Raw genomic sequence first — 21,513 nt, 5'->3', positions numbered from 1 at the left:
TGTATCGAAAAAAACTTAACGTTTACGTAAAAGTATAGTAGTAGTATAATAGAAAAGAAGAAAAATCTCGGGGGGATATGGACGTGGAGTGGATGAAGATTGATCAAATGGCCAAGCGAAGCGGCCTGACGAAAAGAACGATCCGCTTTTACGAAGAAATCGGTCTGCTTTCTTCACCGAAGCGGACGGAAGGCGGTGTCCGTCTTTACTCTGAAGACGATCTTGAAGAGCTTGAAAGAGTGATCAGCGCGAAGGAAGTGCTGGGATTCTCGCTGCAGGAGCTCCAGCAGTTCATGGAAACGGGCAAGCACTTGGAGATGAATAAAGAAGGATACCTTTTATCGCTGGACAAACGGGAACGAAAAGAAAAGCTCGAAGACATTCAGAGGATGCTGAATGAACAGATGAGAATGATTGATGAAAAAATTGAGAAATTTCAATCATTCAAGAAGCGCTTGGAGGGTATGCAGGCAAAAGCCGAGAATGCGCTTCAATCAATTGATTAAACAAGAAAAACGCTATTTTTATAGCGTTTCTTTATTTGCAAAGAAAGGTTTGATAGATCATGAATGAACAACCACCTGAGAACTCAAGTATGTTTAAACAGCCAAAAGCGGTCTGGGCCGTGGCCTTTGCCTGCGTGATCTCGTTTATGGGGATCGGGCTTGTCGATCCGATTCTGCCGGCGATTGCGCGGCAGCTGCATGCTTCCCCCAGCCAGGTTTCGCTTTTATTTACAAGCTATCTGCTAGTCACAGGTTTCGCCATGCTTTTATCAGGCGCCGTATCGAGCCGGATTGGGGCAAAGCTGACGTTAATCAGCGGCTTGATCCTGATCATCGTTTTTGCAGGCTTGGGCGGGCTTTCGCATTCCATTTCTCAGCTCGTCGGCTTTCGCGGCGGCTGGGGACTCGGAAATGCCATGTTTATCTCAACTGCGCTTGCCGTCATTGTCAGCGTGGCATCTGGCGGAAGCGCAAAAGCCATTATTTTGTATGAGGCGGCTTTGGGATTGGGCATTTCGGTTGGACCGCTTGCCGGTGGAGAGCTTGGCACAATATCGTGGAGAGCGCCGTTTTTCGGCGTATCGGTTTTAATGGCGGCCGCTCTTTTGGCCATCTTTTTTCTTTTGCCGCCTGTCCAAAAGCCGCGGAAGAAAATTTCCGTCAGCGCGCCGATCAAAGCGCTTCGTTATAAAGGGCTATTGACGCTTTCAGGCGCCGCATTCTTATATAACTTCGGTTTCTTCACCCTGCTTGCATATTCGCCGTTTGTTCTTGACTTAAATGAACGGGGCCTCGGCTACGTCTTTTTCGGCTGGGGGCTGTTTCTTGCGATCACTTCCGTTTTCATCGCTCCGGCCGTACAGCGGATCTTTGGAACCGTCCGCTCGCTGATCTTTCTGTTTATGCTGTTTGCAGCTGATTTGCTCGCGATCGGGATTTGGACGGAGCACATGGCGCTCGTCATCGGGGCGATCATCATAGCCGGAGGGATTCTGGGCATGATCAATACGATTTTGACAACAGCGGTGATGGAAGCTGCGCCTGTCGAACGGTCTGTCGCTTCATCTGCCTACAGCTCCATCCGGTTCATCGGCGGGGCCATTGCGCCTTGGATCGCCGGTGTGTTAGCCGATCATTTTACTGCGCATACTCCCTATTTTGCAGGATGCATCGCCGTGCTTGCCGGCATGGCCGTTTTGACTGGAGGCCGCCGTTATTTGGCAGGCATCAAAGCCGGTCATTAATGAAAACAGCGTGTCGAGAAACCCTCGCATTCGTTGTCAGGCCTGCGCGTCGGTGCTCACGAATAGAGGAAGGATCGGCGACTAACCGCCCAGGCGTCCTGCCTGAACGTCGCCGTCATCACCTCCTGTGAAAGTCCGCTCCGATGCTCGGCCTTCCTAGACTGCAAAGGTTTTCAATCACGCAGAAAGGATGACAAAATCCCAAAACAAAAAGCCGTTTTGGGATTTTGTCAACAATCTGAAAGCTTGTTTCCCTAAAAGGAAACAAGCTTTTTTTGTTTATAAAACTTTCGTTGTCCATGACTCGCAATTCCATGTTTCTGTCGCGATATCCATATAGAATTCAGGTTCGTGAGAGATGAGCAGGACGGAGCCTTTGTATTCTTTCAAAGCTCTTTTTAATTCTTCTTTTGCTTCAACATCAAGGTGGTTTGTCGGTTCATCGAGTACAAGCAGGTTCGTTTCCGAATTGATAAGCTTGCATAGTCTGACTTTTGCTTTTTCCCCGCCGCTTAATACGGATACCCTGCTTTCGATATGCTTTGTCGTCAGTCCGCACTTCGCCAGAGCCGCGCGGATTTCGTACTGTGTAAAGGACGGAAAGTCGTTCCACACTTCTTCTATGCATGTGTTGTTGTTGGTCTCTTTGACTTCCTGCTCGAAATAGCCGATATGAAGGTGTTCGCCGCGTTCGACTTCTCCCGACAGTGGTGAAATTTCACCCAGAAGGCTTTTCAGCAATGTCGTTTTTCCGATGCCGTTGGCTCCGTACAGAGCGATCTTTTGGCCCCGCTCCATTCTCAAGTTCAGCGGACGGGACAGCGGCTCATCATAGCCGATGACGAGCTCTTTCGTTTCAAAAATCAGCTTTCCGGATGTTCTTGCTTGTTTAAAATGAAATTCAGGCTTCGGTTTTTCCGAAGGGAGCTCGATCATATCCATTTTATCGAGCTTTTTTTGCCGGGACATCGCCATATTTCTTGTGCTGACGCGCGCTTTGTTGCGGGCGACGAAATCTTTCAGCTCCGAAATCTCCTGCTGCTGTTTCTTGTAGGCTGCTTCAAGCTGCTGTTTTTTCACTTCGTATACTTCGCGGAATTGGTTGTAGTCGCCGACATAGCGGGTCAGCTCCTGGTTTTCCACATGGTAGATCAAATTAATGACGCTGTTTAAAAACGGAATGTCGTGAGAAATCAAAATAAAGGCGTTCTCGTACTCCTGCAAATAGCGTTTCAGCCATTCGATATGCTGTTCGTCCAGATAGTTTGTCGGCTCATCGAGCAGCAGGATGTCGGGCTTTTCCAAGAGCAGTTTGGCAAGCAGCACCTTTGTCCGCTGGCCGCCGCTCAAATCCGCGACATCCCTGTCAAGGCCGAGATCGTTAAGCCCGAGGCCGCGGGCGATTTCTTCGACTTTTGCGTCAATCGCGTAAAAGTCGTTGTTGGTCAGGGCGTCCTGGATCGTTCCGACTTCTTCGAGAAGCTTTTCAAGCTCATCGGGGTCAGCCTCGCCCATTTTTGTGTAGATGGCATTCATTTCTTCTTCCATCGCAAATAAATAATGGAAAGCGTTTCTGAGCACGTCGCGGATTGTTTGTCCGCGCTCAAGTGATGTATGCTGGTCAAGATAGCCGACCCGGACCTTTTTGGACCATTCGACTTTTCCTTCGTCAGGCTCAAGTTTGCCTGTAATGATATTCATGAAGGTCGATTTTCCCTCGCCGTTTGCTCCGATGAGACCGACATGTTCGCCTTTCAGCAATCGAAAGGATATATCATGAAAGATCGCCCGGTCGCCAAAACCGTGGCTCAGCTTTGTGACTGTAAGTAAACTCATGTTTTGCACCTCAAAAAATATAATCTGTATTCTATAAGATTATATCGAACTCAGAGGGAACAATAAAAGAAAAATTGCGCAGCCGCTTTTGTTTTGAGATACTAGGAGCAGAATCAACCTGATAAAAGGAGAAAAACATGACAGAAAGATGGCCATTTTTAAATAAAGCAAAACCGTTTATTCAAGAAAACTGGAAGGCATCGGGCTTTCAAGAGCCGACGAGTGTCCAAAAAAATGCAGTCGATCTGATTTTGGACGGGCGTGACGTGATCGCCGAGTCGCCGACTGGAACGGGCAAAACGCTCGCTTACGTCCTGCCGATTCTGGAAAAGCTGGAGGCGGATCAAAAGAACGTGCAAGCTGTGATTTTGGCTCCGTCCCGCGAGCTTGTCATGCAGATTTTTGATGTGATCGTCGAATGGAAAAAAGGCTCGGATATCAGAGCCGCTTCCCTGATCGGCGGCGCCAATGTCAAAAAGCAGCAGGAAAAGCTGAAAAAACACCCGCACATCATTGCGGGCACACCTGGACGCGTATTTGAGCTGATTAAAATGAAAAAACTGAAAATGCATGAAGTGAAAACGATCGTCCTTGACGAAACCGATCATCTGCTTACACCGGAGCATCGCGGGACGATACAAAGCATCATCAAATCGACGCTCCGCGACAGGCAGCTCCTCTGTTTTTCGGCGACTTTAAAAGACGACGCCGAACGCGAGCTCCGCAGCATGACGACAGAAGCGGAAGTTCTCAGGATCAAGAGGTCGAAAGAAGAATCTGCAAAAATCAAACACCAATTTCTCGTATGCGACCAGCGGGATAAGGTGAAGATCCTGCAAAAATTCTCGCGGCTTCCGGGCATGCAGGCGCTCGTCTTTGTCAAAGACATCGGCAACTTAAACGTGTATGCCGAAAAGCTCAAATTTCATCATGTCGACATCGGCGTTCTTCACAGCGAGGCGAAAAAAATCGAGCGCGCCAAAATATTGCAGGCATTTGAAGCAGGCGAATTCACGCTGCTTCTCGCGACCGATATCGCAGCGCGCGGAATCGACATCGAAGATCTCCCTTATGTCATCCACGCCGATTTGCCAAACATTGAAGGCTATATCCACCGGTCGGGAAGGACGGGAAGAGCGGGGAATGAAGGAACCGTGATCAGCCTTGTCAACCGCATTGAAGAGGAAAGGCTGAAAAAGCTGGCGAAGAAGCTTGAAATCCCGCTTCAGCGGATCGTGTATGAAAGAGGACGGATTATTGAAAGATAAGAAAGAGGCCTGCTGCCGGCAGGCCTCTTTTTTATATGAATGCTCAGGCATTGTCGGAATCGGCGACTTTGATCAGCTGTTTGCCGAGGTTTTTTCCTTCAAACAAGCCTAAAAATGCCTCAGGTATCCGCTCGAAACCTTCTGTTATCGTTTCCTCATATTGAAGCTGCCCGCTTTTTACCCATTCGGCGAGCTGTTTGGTTCCTTCAGGAAAGCGGTCCCTGTAATCGTTGACAACAAATCCTTTCATCAGGGCGCTTGTTTTAATTAAGGCCGTTTGTACACGCGGCCCCATATCATCTTCTGCGCTTTTGACGTTATAAGAAGAAATCGCCCCGCAAACCGGAATTCGTGCAAACTTATTGAGCAGGGGGAAGACAGCATCTGAAATCGTGCCTCCGACGTTGTCAAAGTAAACATCGACACCGTCCGGACAAGCTTGTTCAAGCGCTGAGGCCATATTTTCCGTTGTTTTATAATTGATTGCTTCATCAAAACCGAGCTTTTCTTTTAAGTATGCCGTTTTTTCGTCAGAGCCTGCAATACCGACGACTCTCGCCCCTTTGATTTTGGCAATTTGTCCGACGGCGGAGCCGACTGCTCCGGCGGCACCGGAGACAACAACCGTTTCACCGGCTTTTGGCTGTCCGATGTCCAAAAGTCCGAAATAAGCCGTCAAACCGGTCATGCCGAGAATCCCAAGAAAAGCGGTAACAGGCGCGAGGGACGGATCGATTTTCTGCAGATTGTCTTCGCGAACCGCTGAATACTCCTGCCAGCCCAAGCGGCCCAAAACAATGTCCCCTTTTTTGAGCTTTTCTCCTTTTGCAGATATCACTTCGCCGATCACGCCTCCGGTGATTACTTTATCAAGCGGAAATGGCTCGACATAGGATTTCGTGTCCTGCATTCTTCCCCTCATATAAGGGTCCACTGAGACATAAAGCGTTTTTACAAGCGCTTCACCCTTTTTTGCTTCCGGAATTTCCGTTTCTTTTATGCGAAAATCGTCCATAACAGGTATGCCCTGCGGACGTCTTGCGAGTTCAATTTGTTTTTGCGACATAATGATTCCTCCTTTTACTTATAACTTACCACGTAAAAAAGAGGTTTAGCAAAAGATCAGCGGGTTGCATGAAAGGTTTTTTTCAGCACAGAATCGGGCAGAAAAAGATGAAAAACATCAGCATTTCTTTCATTTAAAAGATATTGATTGGCATTTTCTCTCGAAAATTGAAACATGTCTTTTGTGATAAAAGGAAGCAATGACAGGAGATATGAAGAGAGGAGGTCTTCGGTGCTGCTTGCCGTTCTCCTTTCTTCCGGATCGCCGATGTTCATGATGATTGAAAAGACGTAATCGATATTAATGCCGAATCGTCTGGCGGCAAAAGATTCAAATCGATGAGTATCAACTTCTTGATGACCTTCCCTTGAAAAAATCTGCTTGACCAAATCGCTAATGATCCATGCGTTATATTGCTGTTCCGGTGAAAAATAATACACGCTTCAATCACCCCATCTCAAAGCCTTGTCTATTTGTAATGTACCTGAATTGGCAATCCTTTCAAACGTTTTGTCTGAAAATTTATAACAATTGTAACATTGAAATGAAAATGTCATGACAGAGCATTCATCCGTTTAGCCGCGTAAACAAAGGGTAAGTGTTAAATACAACATGAAAAAAGGGAGGAGATTCATATGAAACCAGTAGTAAGACAATATACTAATGATGAAAAACTGATGAAGGATGTTGAGGAACTCAGAGAAATCGGAGTTGCAAGAGAAGATATTTACGTTCTGTCACATGATGACGACCGTACTGAAAGACTTGCGGACAACGCGGATGCCAATACGATCGGAGCCGAAGAGACAGGCCTTAAAAATGCCGTGGGCAATATCTTCAACAAAAAAGGGGACGAACTTCGCAATAAAATTCATGAGATCGGCTTTTCAAAACAGGAAGCAGAACAATTCGAGAAGCAGCTTGATGAAGGAAAAGTCCTCCTCTTTGTCACGGATCATGAAAGAGTGAAATCTTGGGTATAAATTGAGACTGCCGACAAGGTCGGCAGTTTTTTTAATAAAATAAAATTTGAATGATGGCAGGGAAGGAGTAGAATAATAAACGAAAACGATATGAATAGGAGGAAAAGGTTTTGGCTAAAGAAAAAGATGCAGAACAAAAATCGGCATTGAACATCATTCCTCTTACGGTCACGATTTTAGTCGGAGCGGTGATTTGGTTTATTCCGTCGCCCGCCGGATTGGACCCGAAAGCATGGCACTTATTTGCAATCTTTGTGGCAACGATTATCGGCTTTATTTCAAAACCGCTGCCGATGGGGGCAATCGCCGTATTCGCATTGGCGGTCACAGCGCTGACCGGAACGCTGTCGATTGAAGAAACGCTCAGCGGCTTTGGAAACAAGACGATTTGGCTGATCGTCATTGCCTTTTTTATTTCACGGGGATTCATTAAAACCGGTTTAGGTGCGCGAATCGCCTATTTATTTGTGCGGATGTTCGGCAAAAAAACACTCGGACTCTCGTATTCACTTCTTGTCAGCGATTTGATTTTGTCGCCGGCGATCCCGAGTAATACCGCACGGGCCGGGGGAATTATTTTTCCGATTATCCGTTCGTTATCCGAAACTTTTCAGTCAACGCCCAAGGACGGCACGGAACGGCGCATCGGCGCTTTCTTGCTGAAGGTGGGCTTTCAGGGGAACTTGATCACTTCAGCGATGTTCTTAACGGCTATGGCGGCAAACCCGCTGATTGCCAAACTTGCCCATGATGTGGCAGGTGTGAATCTGACCTGGACAAGCTGGGCTGTGGCGGCCATCGTCCCGGGACTTGTCAGCTTGATCATCACTCCGCTTGTCATTTATAAACTGTATCCGCCTGAGGTGAAAGAAACGCCTGATGCGGCGAAAATCGCAACAGAGAAGCTGAAAGAAATGGGCCCGTTCAAAAAATCGGAACTCTCGATGGTCGCGGTCTTTTTGCTCGTCCTTTTTTTATGGATTTTCGGCGGAAACCTGAAAATTGACGCAACGACAACGGCATTGATCGGTTTAGCCGTCCTGCTTTTGACACAGGTTCTGACGTGGGACGATATTAAGAAAGAGCAAGGCGCATGGGATACGCTGACATGGTTTGCCGCGCTCGTCATGCTGGCGAGCTTCTTGAATGAACTCGGCATGGTCGGCTGGTTCAGCGATGCGATGAAATCGTATGTTTCAGGATTCTCCTGGGTCAGCGCATTTCTCATTTTAATTGCGGTTTACTATTATTCGCATTATTTCTTTGCGAGTGCAACCGCTCATATCAGCGCGATGTATTCGGCCTTTCTCGCCGTGATTATCGCTGCAGGCGCTCCGCCGCTCCTCGCAGCATTAAGCCTTGCGTTTTTCAGCAACCTTTTTGCTTCGACGACACACTACGGAGCTGGAGCGGCACCCGTCTTTTTCGGGGCCGGCTATATCCCGCAAAGCAAATGGTGGTCAATCGGCTTTATCTTGTCGATTGTTCATATTGTGACATGGCTTGTTGTCGGAGGTTTATGGTGGAAATTGTTGGGTATATGGTAAAATGAAGGGCAGGAGAGATCCTGTCCTTTCTTTTATGTCAATTTCGATGCTGTTGATTTGAAATTCCACACTTGCGGTTAAAAGTCGTAATAAATTAAAAGCTTTGGAATTAGCCTATCTATCATCATATATCCGTTTTATATTAGTTATTTCTTTGAAACAAATGATGGATATAGAAATCTAATTTATGCATTGACTTACATTATTTTTCATATTAACCTAATATATGACAGATCTGTTTCTGATTGGACAACCAAAAAGAAGATAAAAAGGAAGAGGGATTATTTATGAAAAGATTATTAAAGAGAAAGAAAATATTTGGTGCTTTCTCTGTGGTAGCTTTGGTCTTTATTTTCGGCTTTAGTACGGTGAGTTTAGCTTATAATGAGCCATATTCTTTCAATATCCGATCAGCAGTAACTGGAGAAGCTAAACATAAACTAAGCAATAAATCTACCACTATAACTGCTAGTGCAAGAACTATTAAGGCTGAAACTGGTGAAACTCTGTCACAAACTCATAAATATACTGTCACAATTAGCAAAGGAGTATTTACTAGCTACAGTACCGGTAGATTAACCACCGGAAAAAGTTATAGCAAAAATGTAGGAAAAGTGGCTAAAGGAACTTACAGAGTTAATGTTACGAAGCACACATATTCAGATTACGGAATTAATATAAAAGGTGGAGGAAGGATTAAACAATAAGAATATTATGAGACAAGATAATAGAATTATAATATCGACAAATCAAGTAACAAAAACATATGGGGAGGGTGCTTCATTATTTAATGCGTTGCACCCTACTACTCTTTCTATAAGCAAGGGTTCAATTAATGTAATCTTAGGGAAAAGTGGATCAGGTAAAACAACTTTGCTGAGTCTTCTTGGTGGCATGGAGGAACCTACCAACGGCCATGTGTGGTTTAAACAGCAAAATTTTTACAAATTAAAGGATCCTGAACAAGCTAATATTAGAGGCAATAATTTCGGTTTCATTTTTCAAAATTATCATTTAATACCTGAAATTTCAGTGTTTGATAATATTATCCTACCACTAATGATTAATAAAAAGGAAAAAGACATTTCGGACATTAAGAAACTGACAAACATTTTAGGGATTGGGCACAAGTTGAAATCTTTTCCTTTCCAACTGTCAGGTGGTCAGCAACAAAGAGTTGCTATTGCAAGAGCAATGGCAAATGATCCAGAAATCATTTTTGCGGACGAGCCTACTGGTAATTTAGATCAAAAAAATGCGGAAAAAGTTATTGAACTTTTAGTTTCTTTATGCAAAGAATTTGATAAAACATTAGTGATTGTTACACACGAAGAGAACTTGATAGAGAGGCCAGATCAGCTTTTTTTAATTGAAGATGGACGAGTCAAAACTTTATAAAGGTGTTGAAATATGTTTTGGGTTAAATTAGCTTTTAAGTCGTTGTTCCAAAGAAGAAAAATATCTTATTTAATGGTTTTAATAATCTCTATCTCAATGGTCTTTCTTATTATGGTGAACAGCGCTACAGAAGAAATTCTGAAATACACAAAAGAAAAGGCCTATGAAAAATATGGTGAGCATCATGCTATAATTAACAATCTTAGTGAAAAGGAGTTCAAAGAGTTAAAAGGAATACATAGTGTAAAAAAAGGAGGAGGAATTTTTTTAGTTGGTTACACTGAAGATTTTAATGAATCTTCAGTCGGAGCTTCTATTGGATGGTTTGACAAAAGTGCTTTAGAATTAGGGCATATACATATTTTACATGGGAGGATGCCTGTACACAAAAATGAGATTGCCATTGAATCATTTTTAACTGACTCTTTTAAAACAAATGACGTTATTGGAGCGGATGTTAAATTAAAAATAGGTGCTGTTGAGGAAGTTTATCAAATAGTAGGTATTGTGAATAATTATTCCTCAAATTGGTCTACTCCAATAAATATAGAAAAAGGAAAGAATACATATCCAAATGTTTTTATAAGTCCGACAAAATTTAATGCAGATAAGCACATTGATATACAAAAAAGTTTTATCTTTTCACTTCAAAATGAAAATGTAGAAAAGATCGAACAAGAAATAAATGAAAATTTTGAGCAACATTTATCTAGCCCTGAACAATTATATGAAAATGAGAATCTTTTTAATGAAGGATATAAAAACTATAATAGGATTTTCTATATATGTTTATTTTTTTCAATCATTCTAATATTTGGTTCGTTGTGTTGCTGTTTTCGAATATTTGAGGTGTTCTATCAGAATTACCGGCAAAAAATTGCGATACTGAGATCCCACGGAGCAAAAAAAAATCATATAAGGCTTCTTGTTTTTTTTCAGAGTACCATTATTGTTTTAGTGAGTTTCTTAATATCTTTTCCTGTTGGGGTGTACTTGAAAAAGATATTAAATCATCAAACATATCGTACTGAAAACTACAGTTCTTCACCTCTGTTGGAATCTACTCTGTTCGTCACGATTTGGCTCACCTTATTATTTTTTTCATTATGTATAACAGCACTAATTGTAACGGAAAAAATAAGCAAAGAAACAATTCATACTAATTTAAAAGGGAATCCGCTTATAGCAAAAGGATACCGTGTTTATCAATTTATAGAAAAGTTTCCTTTTAAATTGAAGTCTTTGGTGATTCAACTTACGTTTCGATGGAAATCTTCTATATTATTTATTGTTATACTGTCTTTCTCGATCATGATTTTTTTCTTCACCCAGTTAATAGCCGATGAAACAATTGAAAAATCCGAAGAAACAACACCGGATTTTATACTTTCATCTAAGCAACTGACTGCTGAGGAACATGTAAATGGCTATATTATCGAAACCAATCAATCTGTTTCTTTTGATTATAAAAGTGTAGAAGATCTTCAACGCTTGCCAGGAGTTGTTTATATTGATAAAGTTCCAAACTCCCTAGGGAGCACCTTGCTCCTAACCAAACAACAACTTTCACCCAATATTAAATCTTGGATAAATACCTATAAGCTGGAGAATATAAATGTTGAAATATCTGAGCACACAATAGATAATTTAGTACCAAATAATCTTATACCTATTCCTAACGTGAATTTTGTATTAGTGAATGACAGTGAACTTAAACATCTCCAACGCATGTATAGTTTTGATGAAAGTTCCGTAAGGAAAGTGAAAAAATCAAGATCAGCCTTTATTTTCTTTCCTGAAATAAACCAAAAAGAAATGAATAATAAAATTATAAATGGAGACGAAGTGAAAATCGGCAGGATTGCATATTCTGATGAAAAAAAACCAAAATTTGAAAATTGGGATTTGAAGGTAGAACGGATTATCTTGTCTCCTTACTTGATGAAACAAAATCAGATTTCTCAAGAACGTGAGGGAATTACAGTTTTAATTTATGAAGAAGTGGCTAAAAAAATTGGGGTTTTTGATGGCTATAAAGAATTGACAATATATACTGACCATTCAATTTCTAAACAAAAAAAGAAGGGAATTATTAATAAGACGAAACAAATGGTTTCATCAATTCCTGGAAGTCTGTATTATTCAGAAACAGAAGATAATAAGAGACTTGAGTCAATTTCTAATTACCTATCCATACTTGGGACTGTGTTATTTGCAGTTACTGCATTTTACTCTGTTTTAACATTAGCTGCAACAATGTATTCTAGAATCATTCAAAGAAAAGCTGAAATTGCAATTAATCGAGCCTTTGGAAAAAGCGTCACAGCCGTCTTGAAAGACCTGATAATTGAAATGACTATTTATTTAATATTAGCTTTTCTTTTAAGCGGAACGATCATTCTTTTTCTTACATTATCAATGCCTGAAAACTATAATAATTATAATTATTTCAAATATTATTTTTATTCAGTTGCTTTCACAAGTACTTTATCTTTGATTTCACTGTCTATCTTATTTTTTGTATTGAAAAAAATAAGTATTTCTGACGCTTTAAAAACTAAGGAAGAATAGTTTGGTAATTAGTGTTTATGAGCTATGGTGAAAATTCACAAAACTTGTTAGTATAGTGACTAAAAATAAAGGTGTGAATTTTAATGTTTTGGTCAGTTGATTTAATGCTGCTCGGTTTCATGTGCGCAATCGTCTACTTTTTGTACGACATTGTGAAAAACCGAAAAAAAACAAGTTTTTTTAGAAAAATGGTGTTTGCCAGTTTTATTGTTTATTTGAGCGTCGTTTATCACTATACGATAGGCGGAATCAACATTCCGCCGCAGCCGGCATACGCTCAAATGAACATTCAGCTCATTCCGTTTTATTTTGTTGCTGAATGGGTGCAAATGCATCAGCAGAGCGGGTTTGATTGGTTTTTTTGGAATTCTGTCAAGCTTACATTTTTTAATGTTTTATTGCTCATTCCTTTAGGTGTGTATCTTTCCGTTCTATGGAGGAAAATTCCGCTGAAAAAAGCGGCGGTTTTTGTTTTTTTGACAAGCTTTTTGATTGAGAGTCTCCAGCTTGTGCTATCTGTGACTGGATTCATAATGGCGAGAACCTTTAATGTGGATGATTTAATTTTAAATACGGCCGGCGGTGTAATCGGTTTCTGCCTGACGTCTTTCATGTTCGGAGCTAAAGGATCAGGTTACCGCAGGAAAGGTCTGCATTTTTGAGGAAAGCGCGAAAGATGATTCCCGGCTGGGCAATCATCTTTTTTAGTTAAAACTGAAAGCTCAGGCTCTTAAATCGGTGCATGCCTGTGCCATGCTTTGCCAGACCATGCATCTTCAAATGCTGGGCCGCATGCCCGGCTTCCTGCAAAATGTCAGGAGCAAGACCGAGCTGATGATGCCCGCCGAAAACCTTTTTCACGCGCCCGATAGCCGAGATTTTTTCAAGCGACTGAATCAATTGGACCGGATCAGTCGTCGGGTAGAATGCATAGATGGGGGCTCCGGTATACAGCAGGTCGCCGGTAAACAAGTAGCCTGACGCCGGATCAAAGATACAGATATGCCCCGGGGAGTGTCCGGGCGTATGATAAATAACGAGCGGCCTTGAATCGCAGCCGACTGTGTCGCCGTCTTGCAGCGTTCCCGACGGTTCACCTCTGAACGGGGTGTATGTTTCAGCGGAAAAGCCGGCCGGTACAGGTTTGGTGATATCTCGAGAGACATCGCGGCGAATGTGCTCGATCGGAAGCCCTTTGATTCCATCCGTCAGCCAGTCTTTCTCGGCTTCATGAACGTAAATGCGCTGATATTCACCGTGGCTTCCGATGTGATCCCAATGGACATGGGTTGTGATGACGCTGACCGGCAGATCGGTCAGACTATCCGTTACCGTCTTCATGCTGCCGATACCAAGACCTGTATCAATTAAAACGGCTTCCTTCGCCCCAATCAGCAAGTAAGAGTGCACATTTTCCCAATGCCCGTATTCGCTGATCGCATATGTGGATTCATCAAGCTCTGTTACAGTAAACCATTGACCATCTCCCATTGGTTTGTCCCTCCTTCATTTTTTCAAAGGTGCTTATCCATGCATATCCTCAAGTCAAATGTGCAAAGTAATAAAATATATGATAAGTGAGTGTGGTGAACATAATGAGTGATCCTTACATGCCTTTGACATCCATCAACAGCGGGGTCCTGGAAGAGTATGCCGAAGGCGTATTCGGTTTGACGGTGCAAATCGTCAATGTGTATTTTATTTTCGATCCCGATTCGCGGGAAGCCGTTTTAATCGATGCCGGAATGCCCAAGTCCGCTCCATTTATTTTAAGAGAGGCAAAGGAGCGGTTCGGCGATTTTAGCCTAAAAGCAATCGTTTTGACGCACGGACATTTCGACCATGTCGGCGCTTTGGAAGGTCTTCTCGAAACATGGCAGGTTCCAGTTTACGCCCATGAAAAAGAAATGCCTTATTTAACGGGAAAAGCCGATTATCCGCCTGCCAAACCGCAAGTAAAAAGCGGGCTGGTTGCAAAGATGTCTCCGTTGTTTCCGAGGCACTCAATCAACTTTTCGTCCCATGTAAAGCAGCTTTCTGAAGATGGTTCGCTTCCGTTTCTTAAAGGGTGGAAATGGATTGAGACGCCGGGACATACACCGGGTCATGTTTCGCTTTTCCGGCAGTCGGACAGAACCTTGATCGCAGGCGACGCCGTTACAACTGTAGAGCAGGAATCTCTGTTTGAAGTGGCGATTCAAAAGCAGGAGCTGAACGGACCCCCGGCTTATTTCACAATGGACTGGACAAAAGCGGCGGACTCAGTTCGGAAGCTGTCAGAATTAAAACCGGCTGCATTGTTGACGGGACACGGTGTACCGATGAAAGGAAACGATTTTTCCAAAGAGCTCCTTGATCTGTCAGGCCGCCTTCCCGCCTCTGATTCGTAAAATGTCATATGCTGCCCATTAAAACATTCAGCCAGGCTGAATGTTTTTTTATAGGGAAAAACTAACCATTTACATGTGATGATGGCCATCCATCGTTCTATATTTCGGATGTTGTTGTATACCAAAGGAATCATTTTCTGAAATTTTAGACAAAATAAGCTGATATTTCATTTATAATGCAGGTATGCCTGAAAGGAGCTGAGAAAAGATGAACATTCAAAAAAGGGTCCAAGCTTTGCTGGCAGCTGCGGCAATGTTTGCAGGACTGATGGTGTCTGATGCGGTTCACGCTGCGGAAACCCCTTATTATGGAAAGAACTATACTCAGCCAGAGCAAGTGTCATCATTATATCCGGAGCCGGAAGAAACTTTCTCGACCCCTGCTTTTGTGAAAGAAGGGGAAGCCTTTACGACACAAGAAGAAATGATGAAGTTTATAACCAGTCTGACAAAGAAAAGCCCGAATGTCAAAATCGGGAATATCGGTTTTTCAATTGAAAAAAGAAATATTCCCGTGCTTTATTTCACAAAGGATAAGCAAATACGTTCCATATCAAAAAAACCGACCGTCTGGCTGCAAGGACAGATACACGGAAATGAGCCGGCGGCGGGAGAATCGGTCCTGGCGATGGCTGAAAAACTGGCCGGGCCGTACGGCGACAAAGTGTTGGACAAGATCAATGTCATCGTCGTTCCGCGGGTCAATCCCGACGGCTCGTATCAGTTTAACAGACGGCTGGCGAGCGGAATCGACGGAAACAGGGATCATGTTAAGCTTGAATCTCCGGAAGTCCGCGCCATTCACCAGGAGTTCAATCAATATTCGCCTGAAGTCGTTATTGATGCCCATGAATACGGTGTCGGCCAAAACGAATTTCAAAGCGTAGGCGAAAAAGGGTCATTAAAATACCATGATATTTTAATTTTATCAGGAAAAAACTTAAACATTCCCGAATCGATCAGATATGCGTCTGACAGCCTTTATGTGAACGGCGTCAGAGCTAAACTTGATGAAAAAGGTTTTTCTAATGATGCATATTATACGACAGGAAAAAGCAAGGACGGAAAAATCGAAATCTATGAAGGCGGTACTGAAGCGAGAATCGGACGTAATGCATTCGGCCTCCAGCCTGCTCTTTCCTTCCTAGTGGAAAGCAGGGGGATAGACATCGGACGCGAAAATTTTGCAAGAAGAGTCGCGGCTCAGGTTGCTACGCATGAGACGATCATCGACACGACAGTGAAGCATGCAGCCGAGATCAAGCGCCTTGTCGCCAAAGAAAAATTAAAGCTGATAAAAAATGGTGCAAAAGTGAGCGATAAAGACCAAGTGGTCATCAACAGTGAGTTTGCAGGGCCGTATAAAGAAACGCTGAAAGTCGCTGATATCGCTTCAGGACAAGCAGTTGACGTTCCTGTCCAATATTACAGCGCTTCGGAAGCCGTCCCTGTGCTGTCAAGAACACGTCCGACCGCTTACCTTGTCCTTCCGGGCCATCAAGATATTGAGCAGAAGCTGAGGGATCAGGGATTAAAAAGCGTGACACTTCCTTTCAAACAAAAGCTCACCGCTGAAGCGTATGAGGTTTTATCGAAAGAAACATCGGGAGAATCTGAGGGCCGGCCTGTGATCAAGGTGGAAACGAAGCTTAAAAAACAGAAAAAAGAGTTTCCAAAAGGAACAAAAATCTATTTTACAGCACAGCCGCAAAGCAATCTGCTGTCGATTGCGCTTGAGCCGGAATCGGTTGACAGTTATGTAAGCACGGGTTACATCCCTTCTCAAACAGGCAAACAGCTGCCGGTTTACCGCTTCATGCTGAACACCAAAACGCTTAACATTAAGGAATAATCATCAGGCATCCGTCTTTGACGGATGCTTTTTAGCGGTTTTTTGTCTTTTCATACATAATGGTTTTAAACTGAGATTGAAACCTATACAATAAATATCAGTCTGAAATCTGGAAGGAGAGAATCCGGTTGGAATCATATGAAGAATTATGGAGGGAAGCCAAGACCTTCATCGAGCTCTGCTACGGGGAACTGTCGAAGTCCGAAGAAGAAACAAGGATGCGCTTACATAAAATAGACGAAGAAATCAGAGAAACCGGAAGCTATACACATACATTAGAAGAAATCGAACATGGCGCGAAAATGGCGTGGAGAAACAGCAGCCGCTGCATCGGCCGGCTGTTTTGGCACTCTCTTACTGTCATCGATCAAAGAGGCGTTCAAACCGAGGCAGAGGTGCGGGATGCGCTTTTTCACCATATAGAGCTTGCGACAAACGGAGGGAAAATCAGACCGTTCATTACGATTTTTCCCCCGGAACATAGCGGGCAAAAAAAAGTGTCCATTTGGAACCATCAGCTGATCAGGTATGCGGGGTATGAAACGGAGCAAGGTGTCATCGGCGATCCGGCATCATTGGAACTGACAAAAGCGTGTGAAGCGCTCGGCTGGAAAGGCGAAGGTACGCCTTTTGACGTTTTGCCGCTTGTTTTTCAAATAGATGGCCATCCCCCTGTGTGGTATGAGCTGCCTCGTGAAATCGTCAAAGAGGTCAGGATTGAACATCCGGAGATTGAAGGCTTTAAAAGTCTGGGGCTGAAGTGGTACGGTGTGCCGATTATAGCCGATATGAAGCTGGAGGTCGGAGGAATTCATTATAATGCCGCCCCGTTTAACGGCTGGTATATGGGAACGGAAATCGGAGCGCGCAACCTCGCGGATACAGACCGCTATAATGTACTCGAAAAAGTGGCAGCCATTATGGGACTTGATACGGAACGGAATACTTCGCTGTGGAAAGACAAGGCGCTTGTTGAATTAAATACGGCGGTGCTTCACTCTTATAAAAATGCCGGCGTCAGCATTGTTGACCACCATACCGCGGCAAGCCAATTCAAGCGGTTCGAGGAGCAGGAAGCTGAAGCGGGAAGGGAGCTTTCAGCAAGCTGGACATGGCTGATTCCGCCGTTATCTCCGGCAGCGACCCATATCTTTCACAGCTATTATGAAAATAAAACGCTTAAACCGAATTACTTTTATCAGGAAAAGCCTTATTCGAACGATTGAGAGGACGAATAGACAATGAGAAAAATCTACTTGCTATGCAGCGTATTCGCTGTATGTTTAACGATGCTTACATATACAGAAACAGAAGCAAAAGCGGCCAAAATCGTACTCGGCTATACAACAGGGGAAGCAGCTTCCTATCAATCGCTGACGGCATACCATCACTATATCAATGCCGCAGCTCTCGACACCTACGCGTTTAATCAAAAAGGAGATATCATCGGAGACACTCCGAAAAAACAATTATCGTTTGCAAAGAAGAAACGCCTCAAGACGTGGGCGGTCATTTCAAACTACAACGAATCCATTCACGATTTTGACGGGAATCTGGCATCAACGGTCATGTCCGACAAAACGGCGCGGCAGCACTTTACAGAACAGCTTATTACGCTTGCGAAGAAGCAGTCGTTTACCGGAATTAATATTGATTTTGAAGCTGTAAAGCCGAACGAGAGAGCTAAATACTCAAGCTTCATCCGTCATGTCGCAGCCGCTTTGAAAAAACACAAGATCAAAACGATGGTTTCGGTACCGGCGAAGAGTGCAGATGACCGAAAAGATGGTTGGAGCTGGCCGTATGATTATGCGGAAATCGGAAAATCAGCTGACTATGTTCAAGTCATGACTTACGATGAACACGGGATCTGGAGCGAGCCGGGCTCTGTTGCCGGAATGAACTGGGTCAAAAGCTCATTAGCATATGCGGTGAAAACGATCAAAGCCGAAAAAGTCATTATGGGCATCCCCTCATACGGGAATGATTGGGATTTAACATCCCGAAAGAACAGCAAATTGAAGCAGTGGAACGACGTGAAGGCGCTTAAGAAAAAAGTGAAGGCTAAGCCTGTATATGATAAAAGATCGGGGTCGATGAGATTTTCTTATACAGATCAACACAAACACCGCCATGTCGTTTGGTATGAAGATGAAAAAACGATTGCGGCGAAAAGCCGCCTGGCCATGCGATATAAAATCGCAGGAGTTTCCGTCTACTCGATGGGACATGAATCGGCCTCTTTTTGGCAGGCGGTGCGGAAGGGAATAAAATAAAGGCTCCAATTCGGAGCCTTCTTTTTCATTTATTCTCATGTCAGCTTTTCATATTGATTTCTTTCCGGTACAGGACATAAGAATAAATATAGGGCGCGAAAACCGTTGCCAAAATAACCGGAAGCATGATTTCTGGGCTGATAGATAACAATCCGTCCGCAATGATCAGCAGTCCTGCTAAAGTAAATACTTTCGCCGCAAATCTGTGGGTTTTTTTCCAGATTGAATCGCTGCTCAATGTCCAAGGGTTTTTGATCCCGAAAAAAAAGTTTGAGCGGACTCTCGGGAGGTAATTGCCTATGACAATGAGTAGAGCGCCTACTAGAACCGGTACAATGCTGCCAGCGGGCAGATCATACCCGAGCCCTGTCATGATTACAAGCACGTTGATCAGGGAAAATAGAATCAGCATGGCATTGATGAGAAGGTAATAAGTCTTTGAAAAAAGCTGATAGTTTTTTCTGCGCGGATCGATTTTTGGCGTTAAGAACATCAACACATACACAAAAACGAGCAGCCCGGTCATGATAAGCATTGCTTCCATTTTTGAAGCATAACTGTCGACTTCTCCCGAAAATGACCAATGAATTGGAACTTGATCGGAAATGTGCGGATAAGCGATTGCCCACATGATTAGATTTATGGCGATTATAGCGAGTGAAAAGATGTGTTTTCTCATTTGGCATCCCCTTTATCTTTGCCGGCTTGCTCAGTAAAACTGAAAGCCCAGCCGATGATTTCTTGAAATATTGTGGTGTTCAGCGAGTAAATGATGTATTGGCCTTTTTTTTCATCTTGAATTAATTCAGCCTGTTTTAAAATTTTTAAATGCTGAGATATACTTGGTTTAGACATTTGAAACTGGTCAGATATTTCACCGGCGGTCATATCCCGATCCTTCAGCAGATTTAAAATTTTTCTTCTCGTCGGGTCAGCTAGAGCCTTAAAGGTTTGGTTCATATTCAGCATCCTTGGAATTAAGTATTTAGCTATTTAACTAAATACTAAAATAAAAGAGGAATTTAGTCAAGATTCGTTTGAAAAATCCGCCATCTCCGGCGGATTTTTCAATAGCTGATATTAAACTTGTGGAATCCGTCAATCTCTTTTGTTTCTTCGACATTCACGTCCGTTACTTTTGAGAAGGGACTTCCTTTTTGAATCGCTTTTAAAAATGGCTTCAGGCTTTCCTCGGGTCCTTCGGCGCGGATTTCAACTGTGCCGTTGTCGCGGTTCCGGACCCAGCCGGTCAATTTGTGCTTATCTGCTTCCATTTGAACAAAATAGCGAAATCCCACGCCCTGAACGCGTCCGTCTACAATGATTCTGTATTGAAGCATCGAGAACACTCCTTTTCTTTTATGCTACCATATTTCTCATTTTGAGATCATGGGATAGACATACTTCGGATAAATCGTTAAAATGTGAAAATAAAGGAAGGGCGTGAGGTTTTGGAGCATCAGGAGTATGAAATTTTATCTATTCATGTAGGCCGTCCGCACACATACGAATTCGACGGAAAACAGGTGGAAACGGCAATCGTGAAGGAGCCTGTCGGCGGACCCGTATATTTGAGCCGTACGAATTTTGAAGGGGACGGGCAGGCGGATCTGATTCACCACGGAGGAGTGGATAAAGCGGTTTGCGTCTATCCGGCGGACCACTACATGTATTGGGAAAGCGTCTTGAAGCGGAAGCTGCCGGAGGCGGCATTTGGAGAAAACGTGACGGTTAAAGGGCTCACCGAAAAAGATGTGTGCATCGGTGATATCTTCAAGCTGGGGGAGGCTCTTGTTCAAGTCAGCCAGCCGCGCCAGCCTTGTTTCAAGCTTGCCAAACGGCTGAATCAAAAAGATATGGTGTTACTGGTGAGGGACACCGGGTTCAGCGGATTTTATTTCAGGGTTCTCGAAGAAGGAATCGTTGCGCCCGATTCCGGGCTGCAGCTCGTTTCAAGAGATGCGCATGAAGCCACAGTTTCGTACGCCAACCATTTGATGTACCATGACAGGGGCAATCACCCCGCCATTCGGAAGATCCTTGAGGTTGAAGCGCTGTCGGAAAGCTGGAGAAGCTCATTTTTAAAGGAGCTGAGCGCATAAAAACAAGCCGTGTCCGAAAAGGAGCACGGCTTTAACATGTTTATTTTTTGACGCTTTCAAGCAGGTTGGCCAAAAAGTGTTTTTTATAGCTTTGAAGCTTTCTTCCTTCATACTTTGTCATTCCCAGCTTTTTCAGTTCTTCTACATACCAGCCTTTGCTTCCGTAATGCATGGCAGAAAACTCCCTTCTATAATTCGATGCAATTGGCATTCTAACATCTATAGAAAAACACTGAAAAGGGATAGGCGGCAATTTTTAAAAACTGAGTCTTTCGTCGTAGTTTGGAAGTTTGAGGAAGGCTTCAGCCGTGTGTCAAACTGGTGACGATCATCACAATGATCGAGATGCTGAGGACGATTCCGATATATTTTAAGAAGCCGTTCTTTTTTTTATGAGCATATACGATTAACAGGATGCTCTCGATGAAAAAGATCAGCCCGATGATGGCAAACAGCATGCGGTAAAGCTCCTTT

The 21,513-nt window shown here is 43.5% G+C and carries 23 protein-coding genes; 14 read left to right on the top strand and 9 right to left on the bottom strand.

Annotation, left to right across the window (positions count from 1 at the left end):
• Positions 1–83: 83 nt before the first annotated feature.
• Positions 84–506 (top strand): MerR family transcriptional regulator, encoded by a 423-nt coding sequence (locus tag M1E03_RS17560; protein WP_003179703.1) that lies wholly within the window; start codon positions 84–86, stop codon positions 504–506.
• A 59-nt stretch (positions 507–565) separates the two neighbouring features.
• Complete coding sequence (locus M1E03_RS17555) at positions 566–1,750, top strand: MFS transporter (RefSeq protein ID WP_020450519.1); 1,185 nt, start codon at positions 566–568, stop codon at positions 1,748–1,750.
• Positions 1,751–2,029: 279 nt separating this feature from the next.
• Here the strand turns inward: M1E03_RS17555 and M1E03_RS17550 are convergent, their stop codons facing one another.
• Positions 2,030–3,586, bottom strand: coding sequence for an ABC-F family ATP-binding cassette domain-containing protein (locus M1E03_RS17550; protein WP_020450520.1), 1,557 nt, complete (start codon positions 3,584–3,586; stop codon positions 2,030–2,032).
• Positions 3,587–3,723: 137 nt separating this feature from the next.
• Here M1E03_RS17550 and M1E03_RS17545 point away from each other — a divergent pair, with 137 nt between their 5' ends.
• Positions 3,724–4,854 (top strand): DEAD/DEAH box helicase, encoded by a 1,131-nt coding sequence (locus M1E03_RS17545; protein ID WP_039073284.1) that lies wholly within the window; start codon positions 3,724–3,726, stop codon positions 4,852–4,854.
• 43 nt (positions 4,855–4,897) lie between these two features.
• Here M1E03_RS17545 and M1E03_RS17540 read toward each other — a convergent pair whose 3' ends face one another.
• Both M1E03_RS17540 and M1E03_RS17535 read right to left on the bottom strand, forming a co-directional pair.
• The gene (locus M1E03_RS17540; RefSeq protein ID WP_328067185.1) at positions 4,898–5,926 is read right to left on the bottom strand and encodes an NADP-dependent oxidoreductase; all 1,029 of its coding nucleotides are present in this window, start codon (positions 5,924–5,926) and stop codon (positions 4,898–4,900) included.
• 50 nt (positions 5,927–5,976) lie between these two features.
• On the bottom strand, positions 5,977–6,360 hold the full coding sequence (locus M1E03_RS17535) for a YfmB family protein (RefSeq protein WP_020450523.1): 384 nt from the start codon (positions 6,358–6,360) through the stop codon (positions 5,977–5,979).
• A gap of 195 nt (positions 6,361–6,555) precedes the next feature.
• Between M1E03_RS17535 and M1E03_RS17530 the strand changes: the two genes are divergently transcribed.
• The 6 genes from M1E03_RS17530 (at position 6,556) to M1E03_RS17505 (ending at position 13,081) form a co-directional block, all read left to right on the top strand.
• Positions 6,556–6,903, top strand: a complete 348-nt coding sequence (locus M1E03_RS17530) for a general stress protein (protein ID WP_020450524.1) — start codon at positions 6,556–6,558, stop codon at positions 6,901–6,903.
• 110 nt (positions 6,904–7,013) lie between these two features.
• Positions 7,014–8,450, top strand: a complete 1,437-nt coding sequence (locus M1E03_RS17525; protein WP_020450525.1) for an anion permease — start codon at positions 7,014–7,016, stop codon at positions 8,448–8,450.
• A gap of 287 nt (positions 8,451–8,737) precedes the next feature.
• Positions 8,738–9,157 carry a hypothetical protein gene (locus M1E03_RS17520; RefSeq protein ID WP_020450526.1) on the top strand — a complete coding sequence of 140 codons (420 nt, stop codon included), beginning with the start codon at positions 8,738–8,740 and terminating at the stop codon, positions 9,155–9,157.
• Complete coding sequence (locus M1E03_RS17515) at positions 9,135–9,848, top strand: ABC transporter ATP-binding protein (protein ID WP_223254876.1); 714 nt, start codon at positions 9,135–9,137, stop codon at positions 9,846–9,848. Before M1E03_RS17520 ends, M1E03_RS17515 begins: the two co-directional genes overlap by 23 nt.
• A 12-nt stretch (positions 9,849–9,860) precedes the next feature.
• Entirely contained in the window at positions 9,861–12,419 is a 2,559-nt protein-coding gene (locus M1E03_RS17510) for an ABC transporter permease (RefSeq protein ID WP_020450528.1), read from the top strand.
• An 83-nt stretch (positions 12,420–12,502) separates the two neighbouring features.
• Positions 12,503–13,081: a VanZ family protein gene (locus M1E03_RS17505; RefSeq protein ID WP_020450529.1), complete on the top strand. Its 579-nt coding sequence runs from the start codon at positions 12,503–12,505 to the stop codon at positions 13,079–13,081.
• Positions 13,082–13,127: 46 nt separating this feature from the next.
• Here M1E03_RS17505 and M1E03_RS17500 read toward each other — a convergent pair whose 3' ends face one another.
• On the bottom strand, positions 13,128–13,910 hold the full coding sequence (locus M1E03_RS17500; protein ID WP_020450530.1) for an MBL fold metallo-hydrolase: 783 nt from the start codon (positions 13,908–13,910) through the stop codon (positions 13,128–13,130).
• Between the two features lie 104 nt (positions 13,911–14,014).
• On the opposite strand from M1E03_RS17500, the gene M1E03_RS17495 reads away from it, so the two are divergent.
• The 4 genes from M1E03_RS17495 to M1E03_RS17480 all read left to right on the top strand — a co-directional run bounded on the left by M1E03_RS17495 (position 14,015) and on the right by M1E03_RS17480 (position 18,937).
• Positions 14,015–14,809: an MBL fold metallo-hydrolase gene (locus tag M1E03_RS17495; protein WP_023855763.1), complete on the top strand. Its 795-nt coding sequence runs from the start codon at positions 14,015–14,017 to the stop codon at positions 14,807–14,809.
• Positions 14,810–15,017: 208 nt separating this feature from the next.
• Positions 15,018–16,661 carry a M14 family metallopeptidase gene (locus tag M1E03_RS17490; protein ID WP_095292891.1) on the top strand — a complete coding sequence of 548 codons (1,644 nt, stop codon included), beginning with the start codon at positions 15,018–15,020 and terminating at the stop codon, positions 16,659–16,661.
• A gap of 128 nt (positions 16,662–16,789) precedes the next feature.
• Complete coding sequence (locus tag M1E03_RS17485) at positions 16,790–17,887, top strand: nitric oxide synthase oxygenase (protein WP_458110538.1); 1,098 nt, start codon at positions 16,790–16,792, stop codon at positions 17,885–17,887.
• Between the two features lie 15 nt (positions 17,888–17,902).
• Entirely contained in the window at positions 17,903–18,937 is a 1,035-nt protein-coding gene (locus M1E03_RS17480; protein ID WP_023855760.1) for a glycosyl hydrolase family 18 protein, read from the top strand.
• 40 nt (positions 18,938–18,977) lie between these two features.
• On the opposite strand, the gene M1E03_RS17475 is transcribed toward M1E03_RS17480, so the two are convergent.
• The 3 genes from M1E03_RS17475 to M1E03_RS17465 all read right to left on the bottom strand — a co-directional run bounded on the left by M1E03_RS17475 (position 18,978) and on the right by M1E03_RS17465 (position 20,277).
• Positions 18,978–19,616: an SdpI family protein gene (locus M1E03_RS17475; protein ID WP_039073277.1), complete on the bottom strand. Its 639-nt coding sequence runs from the start codon at positions 19,614–19,616 to the stop codon at positions 18,978–18,980.
• Positions 19,613–19,897: an autorepressor SdpR family transcription factor gene (locus M1E03_RS17470; RefSeq protein ID WP_020450536.1), complete on the bottom strand. Its 285-nt coding sequence runs from the start codon at positions 19,895–19,897 to the stop codon at positions 19,613–19,615. The genes M1E03_RS17475 and M1E03_RS17470 overlap by 4 nt, the downstream gene beginning before the upstream one ends.
• A 107-nt stretch (positions 19,898–20,004) precedes the next feature.
• Positions 20,005–20,277: an acylphosphatase gene (locus M1E03_RS17465; protein WP_020450537.1), complete on the bottom strand. Its 273-nt coding sequence runs from the start codon at positions 20,275–20,277 to the stop codon at positions 20,005–20,007.
• A 111-nt stretch (positions 20,278–20,388) separates the two neighbouring features.
• Between M1E03_RS17465 and M1E03_RS17460 the strand changes: the two genes are divergently transcribed.
• On the top strand, positions 20,389–21,039 hold the full coding sequence (locus M1E03_RS17460) for an MOSC domain-containing protein (RefSeq protein WP_023855759.1): 651 nt from the start codon (positions 20,389–20,391) through the stop codon (positions 21,037–21,039).
• A 40-nt stretch (positions 21,040–21,079) separates the two neighbouring features.
• Here the strand turns inward: M1E03_RS17460 and M1E03_RS17455 are convergent, their stop codons facing one another.
• A complete protein-coding gene (locus M1E03_RS17455; RefSeq protein WP_003179731.1) occupies positions 21,080–21,211 on the bottom strand; it encodes a DUF2639 domain-containing protein in 132 nt (43 codons plus the stop codon).
• A gap of 130 nt (positions 21,212–21,341) precedes the next feature.
• Positions 21,342–21,497 (bottom strand): hypothetical protein, encoded by a 156-nt coding sequence (locus M1E03_RS17450; RefSeq protein ID WP_020450539.1) that lies wholly within the window; start codon positions 21,495–21,497, stop codon positions 21,342–21,344.
• Positions 21,498–21,513 lie beyond the last annotated feature (16 nt).

It is taken from the genome of Bacillus sp. PK6-013, assembly GCF_054161445.1.
This window is presented reverse-complemented; position numbering and strand designations above follow the sequence as displayed.

Coding starts and splice junctions, on each gene's coding strand:
- M1E03_RS17555 (WP_020450519.1), top strand. CDS start 566: ATGAATGAACAACCACCTGAGAACTCAAGTATGTTTAAACAGCCAAAA.
- M1E03_RS17550 (WP_020450520.1), bottom strand. CDS start 3,586: ATGAGTTTACTTACAGTCACAAAGCTGAGCCACGGTTTTGGCGACCGG.
- M1E03_RS17545 (WP_039073284.1), top strand. CDS start 3,724: ATGACAGAAAGATGGCCATTTTTAAATAAAGCAAAACCGTTTATTCAA.
- M1E03_RS17530 (WP_020450524.1), top strand. CDS start 6,556: ATGAAACCAGTAGTAAGACAATATACTAATGATGAAAAACTGATGAAG.
- M1E03_RS17520 (WP_020450526.1), top strand. CDS start 8,738: ATGAAAAGATTATTAAAGAGAAAGAAAATATTTGGTGCTTTCTCTGTG.
- M1E03_RS17510 (WP_020450528.1), top strand. CDS start 9,861: ATGTTTTGGGTTAAATTAGCTTTTAAGTCGTTGTTCCAAAGAAGAAAA.
- M1E03_RS17505 (WP_020450529.1), top strand. CDS start 12,503: ATGTTTTGGTCAGTTGATTTAATGCTGCTCGGTTTCATGTGCGCAATC.
- M1E03_RS17500 (WP_020450530.1), bottom strand. CDS start 13,910: ATGGGAGATGGTCAATGGTTTACTGTAACAGAGCTTGATGAATCCACA.
- M1E03_RS17495 (WP_023855763.1), top strand. CDS start 14,015: ATGAGTGATCCTTACATGCCTTTGACATCCATCAACAGCGGGGTCCTG.
- M1E03_RS17490 (WP_095292891.1), top strand. CDS start 15,018: ATGAACATTCAAAAAAGGGTCCAAGCTTTGCTGGCAGCTGCGGCAATG.
- M1E03_RS17480 (WP_023855760.1), top strand. CDS start 17,903: ATGAGAAAAATCTACTTGCTATGCAGCGTATTCGCTGTATGTTTAACG.
- M1E03_RS17475 (WP_039073277.1), bottom strand. CDS start 19,616: ATGAGAAAACACATCTTTTCACTCGCTATAATCGCCATAAATCTAATC.
- M1E03_RS17470 (WP_020450536.1), bottom strand. CDS start 19,897: ATGAACCAAACCTTTAAGGCTCTAGCTGACCCGACGAGAAGAAAAATT.
- M1E03_RS17465 (WP_020450537.1), bottom strand. CDS start 20,277: ATGCTTCAATACAGAATCATTGTAGACGGACGCGTTCAGGGCGTGGGA.
- M1E03_RS17455 (WP_003179731.1), bottom strand. CDS start 21,211: ATGCATTACGGAAGCAAAGGCTGGTATGTAGAAGAACTGAAAAAGCTG.
- M1E03_RS17450 (WP_020450539.1), bottom strand. CDS start 21,497: ATGCTGTTTGCCATCATCGGGCTGATCTTTTTCATCGAGAGCATCCTG.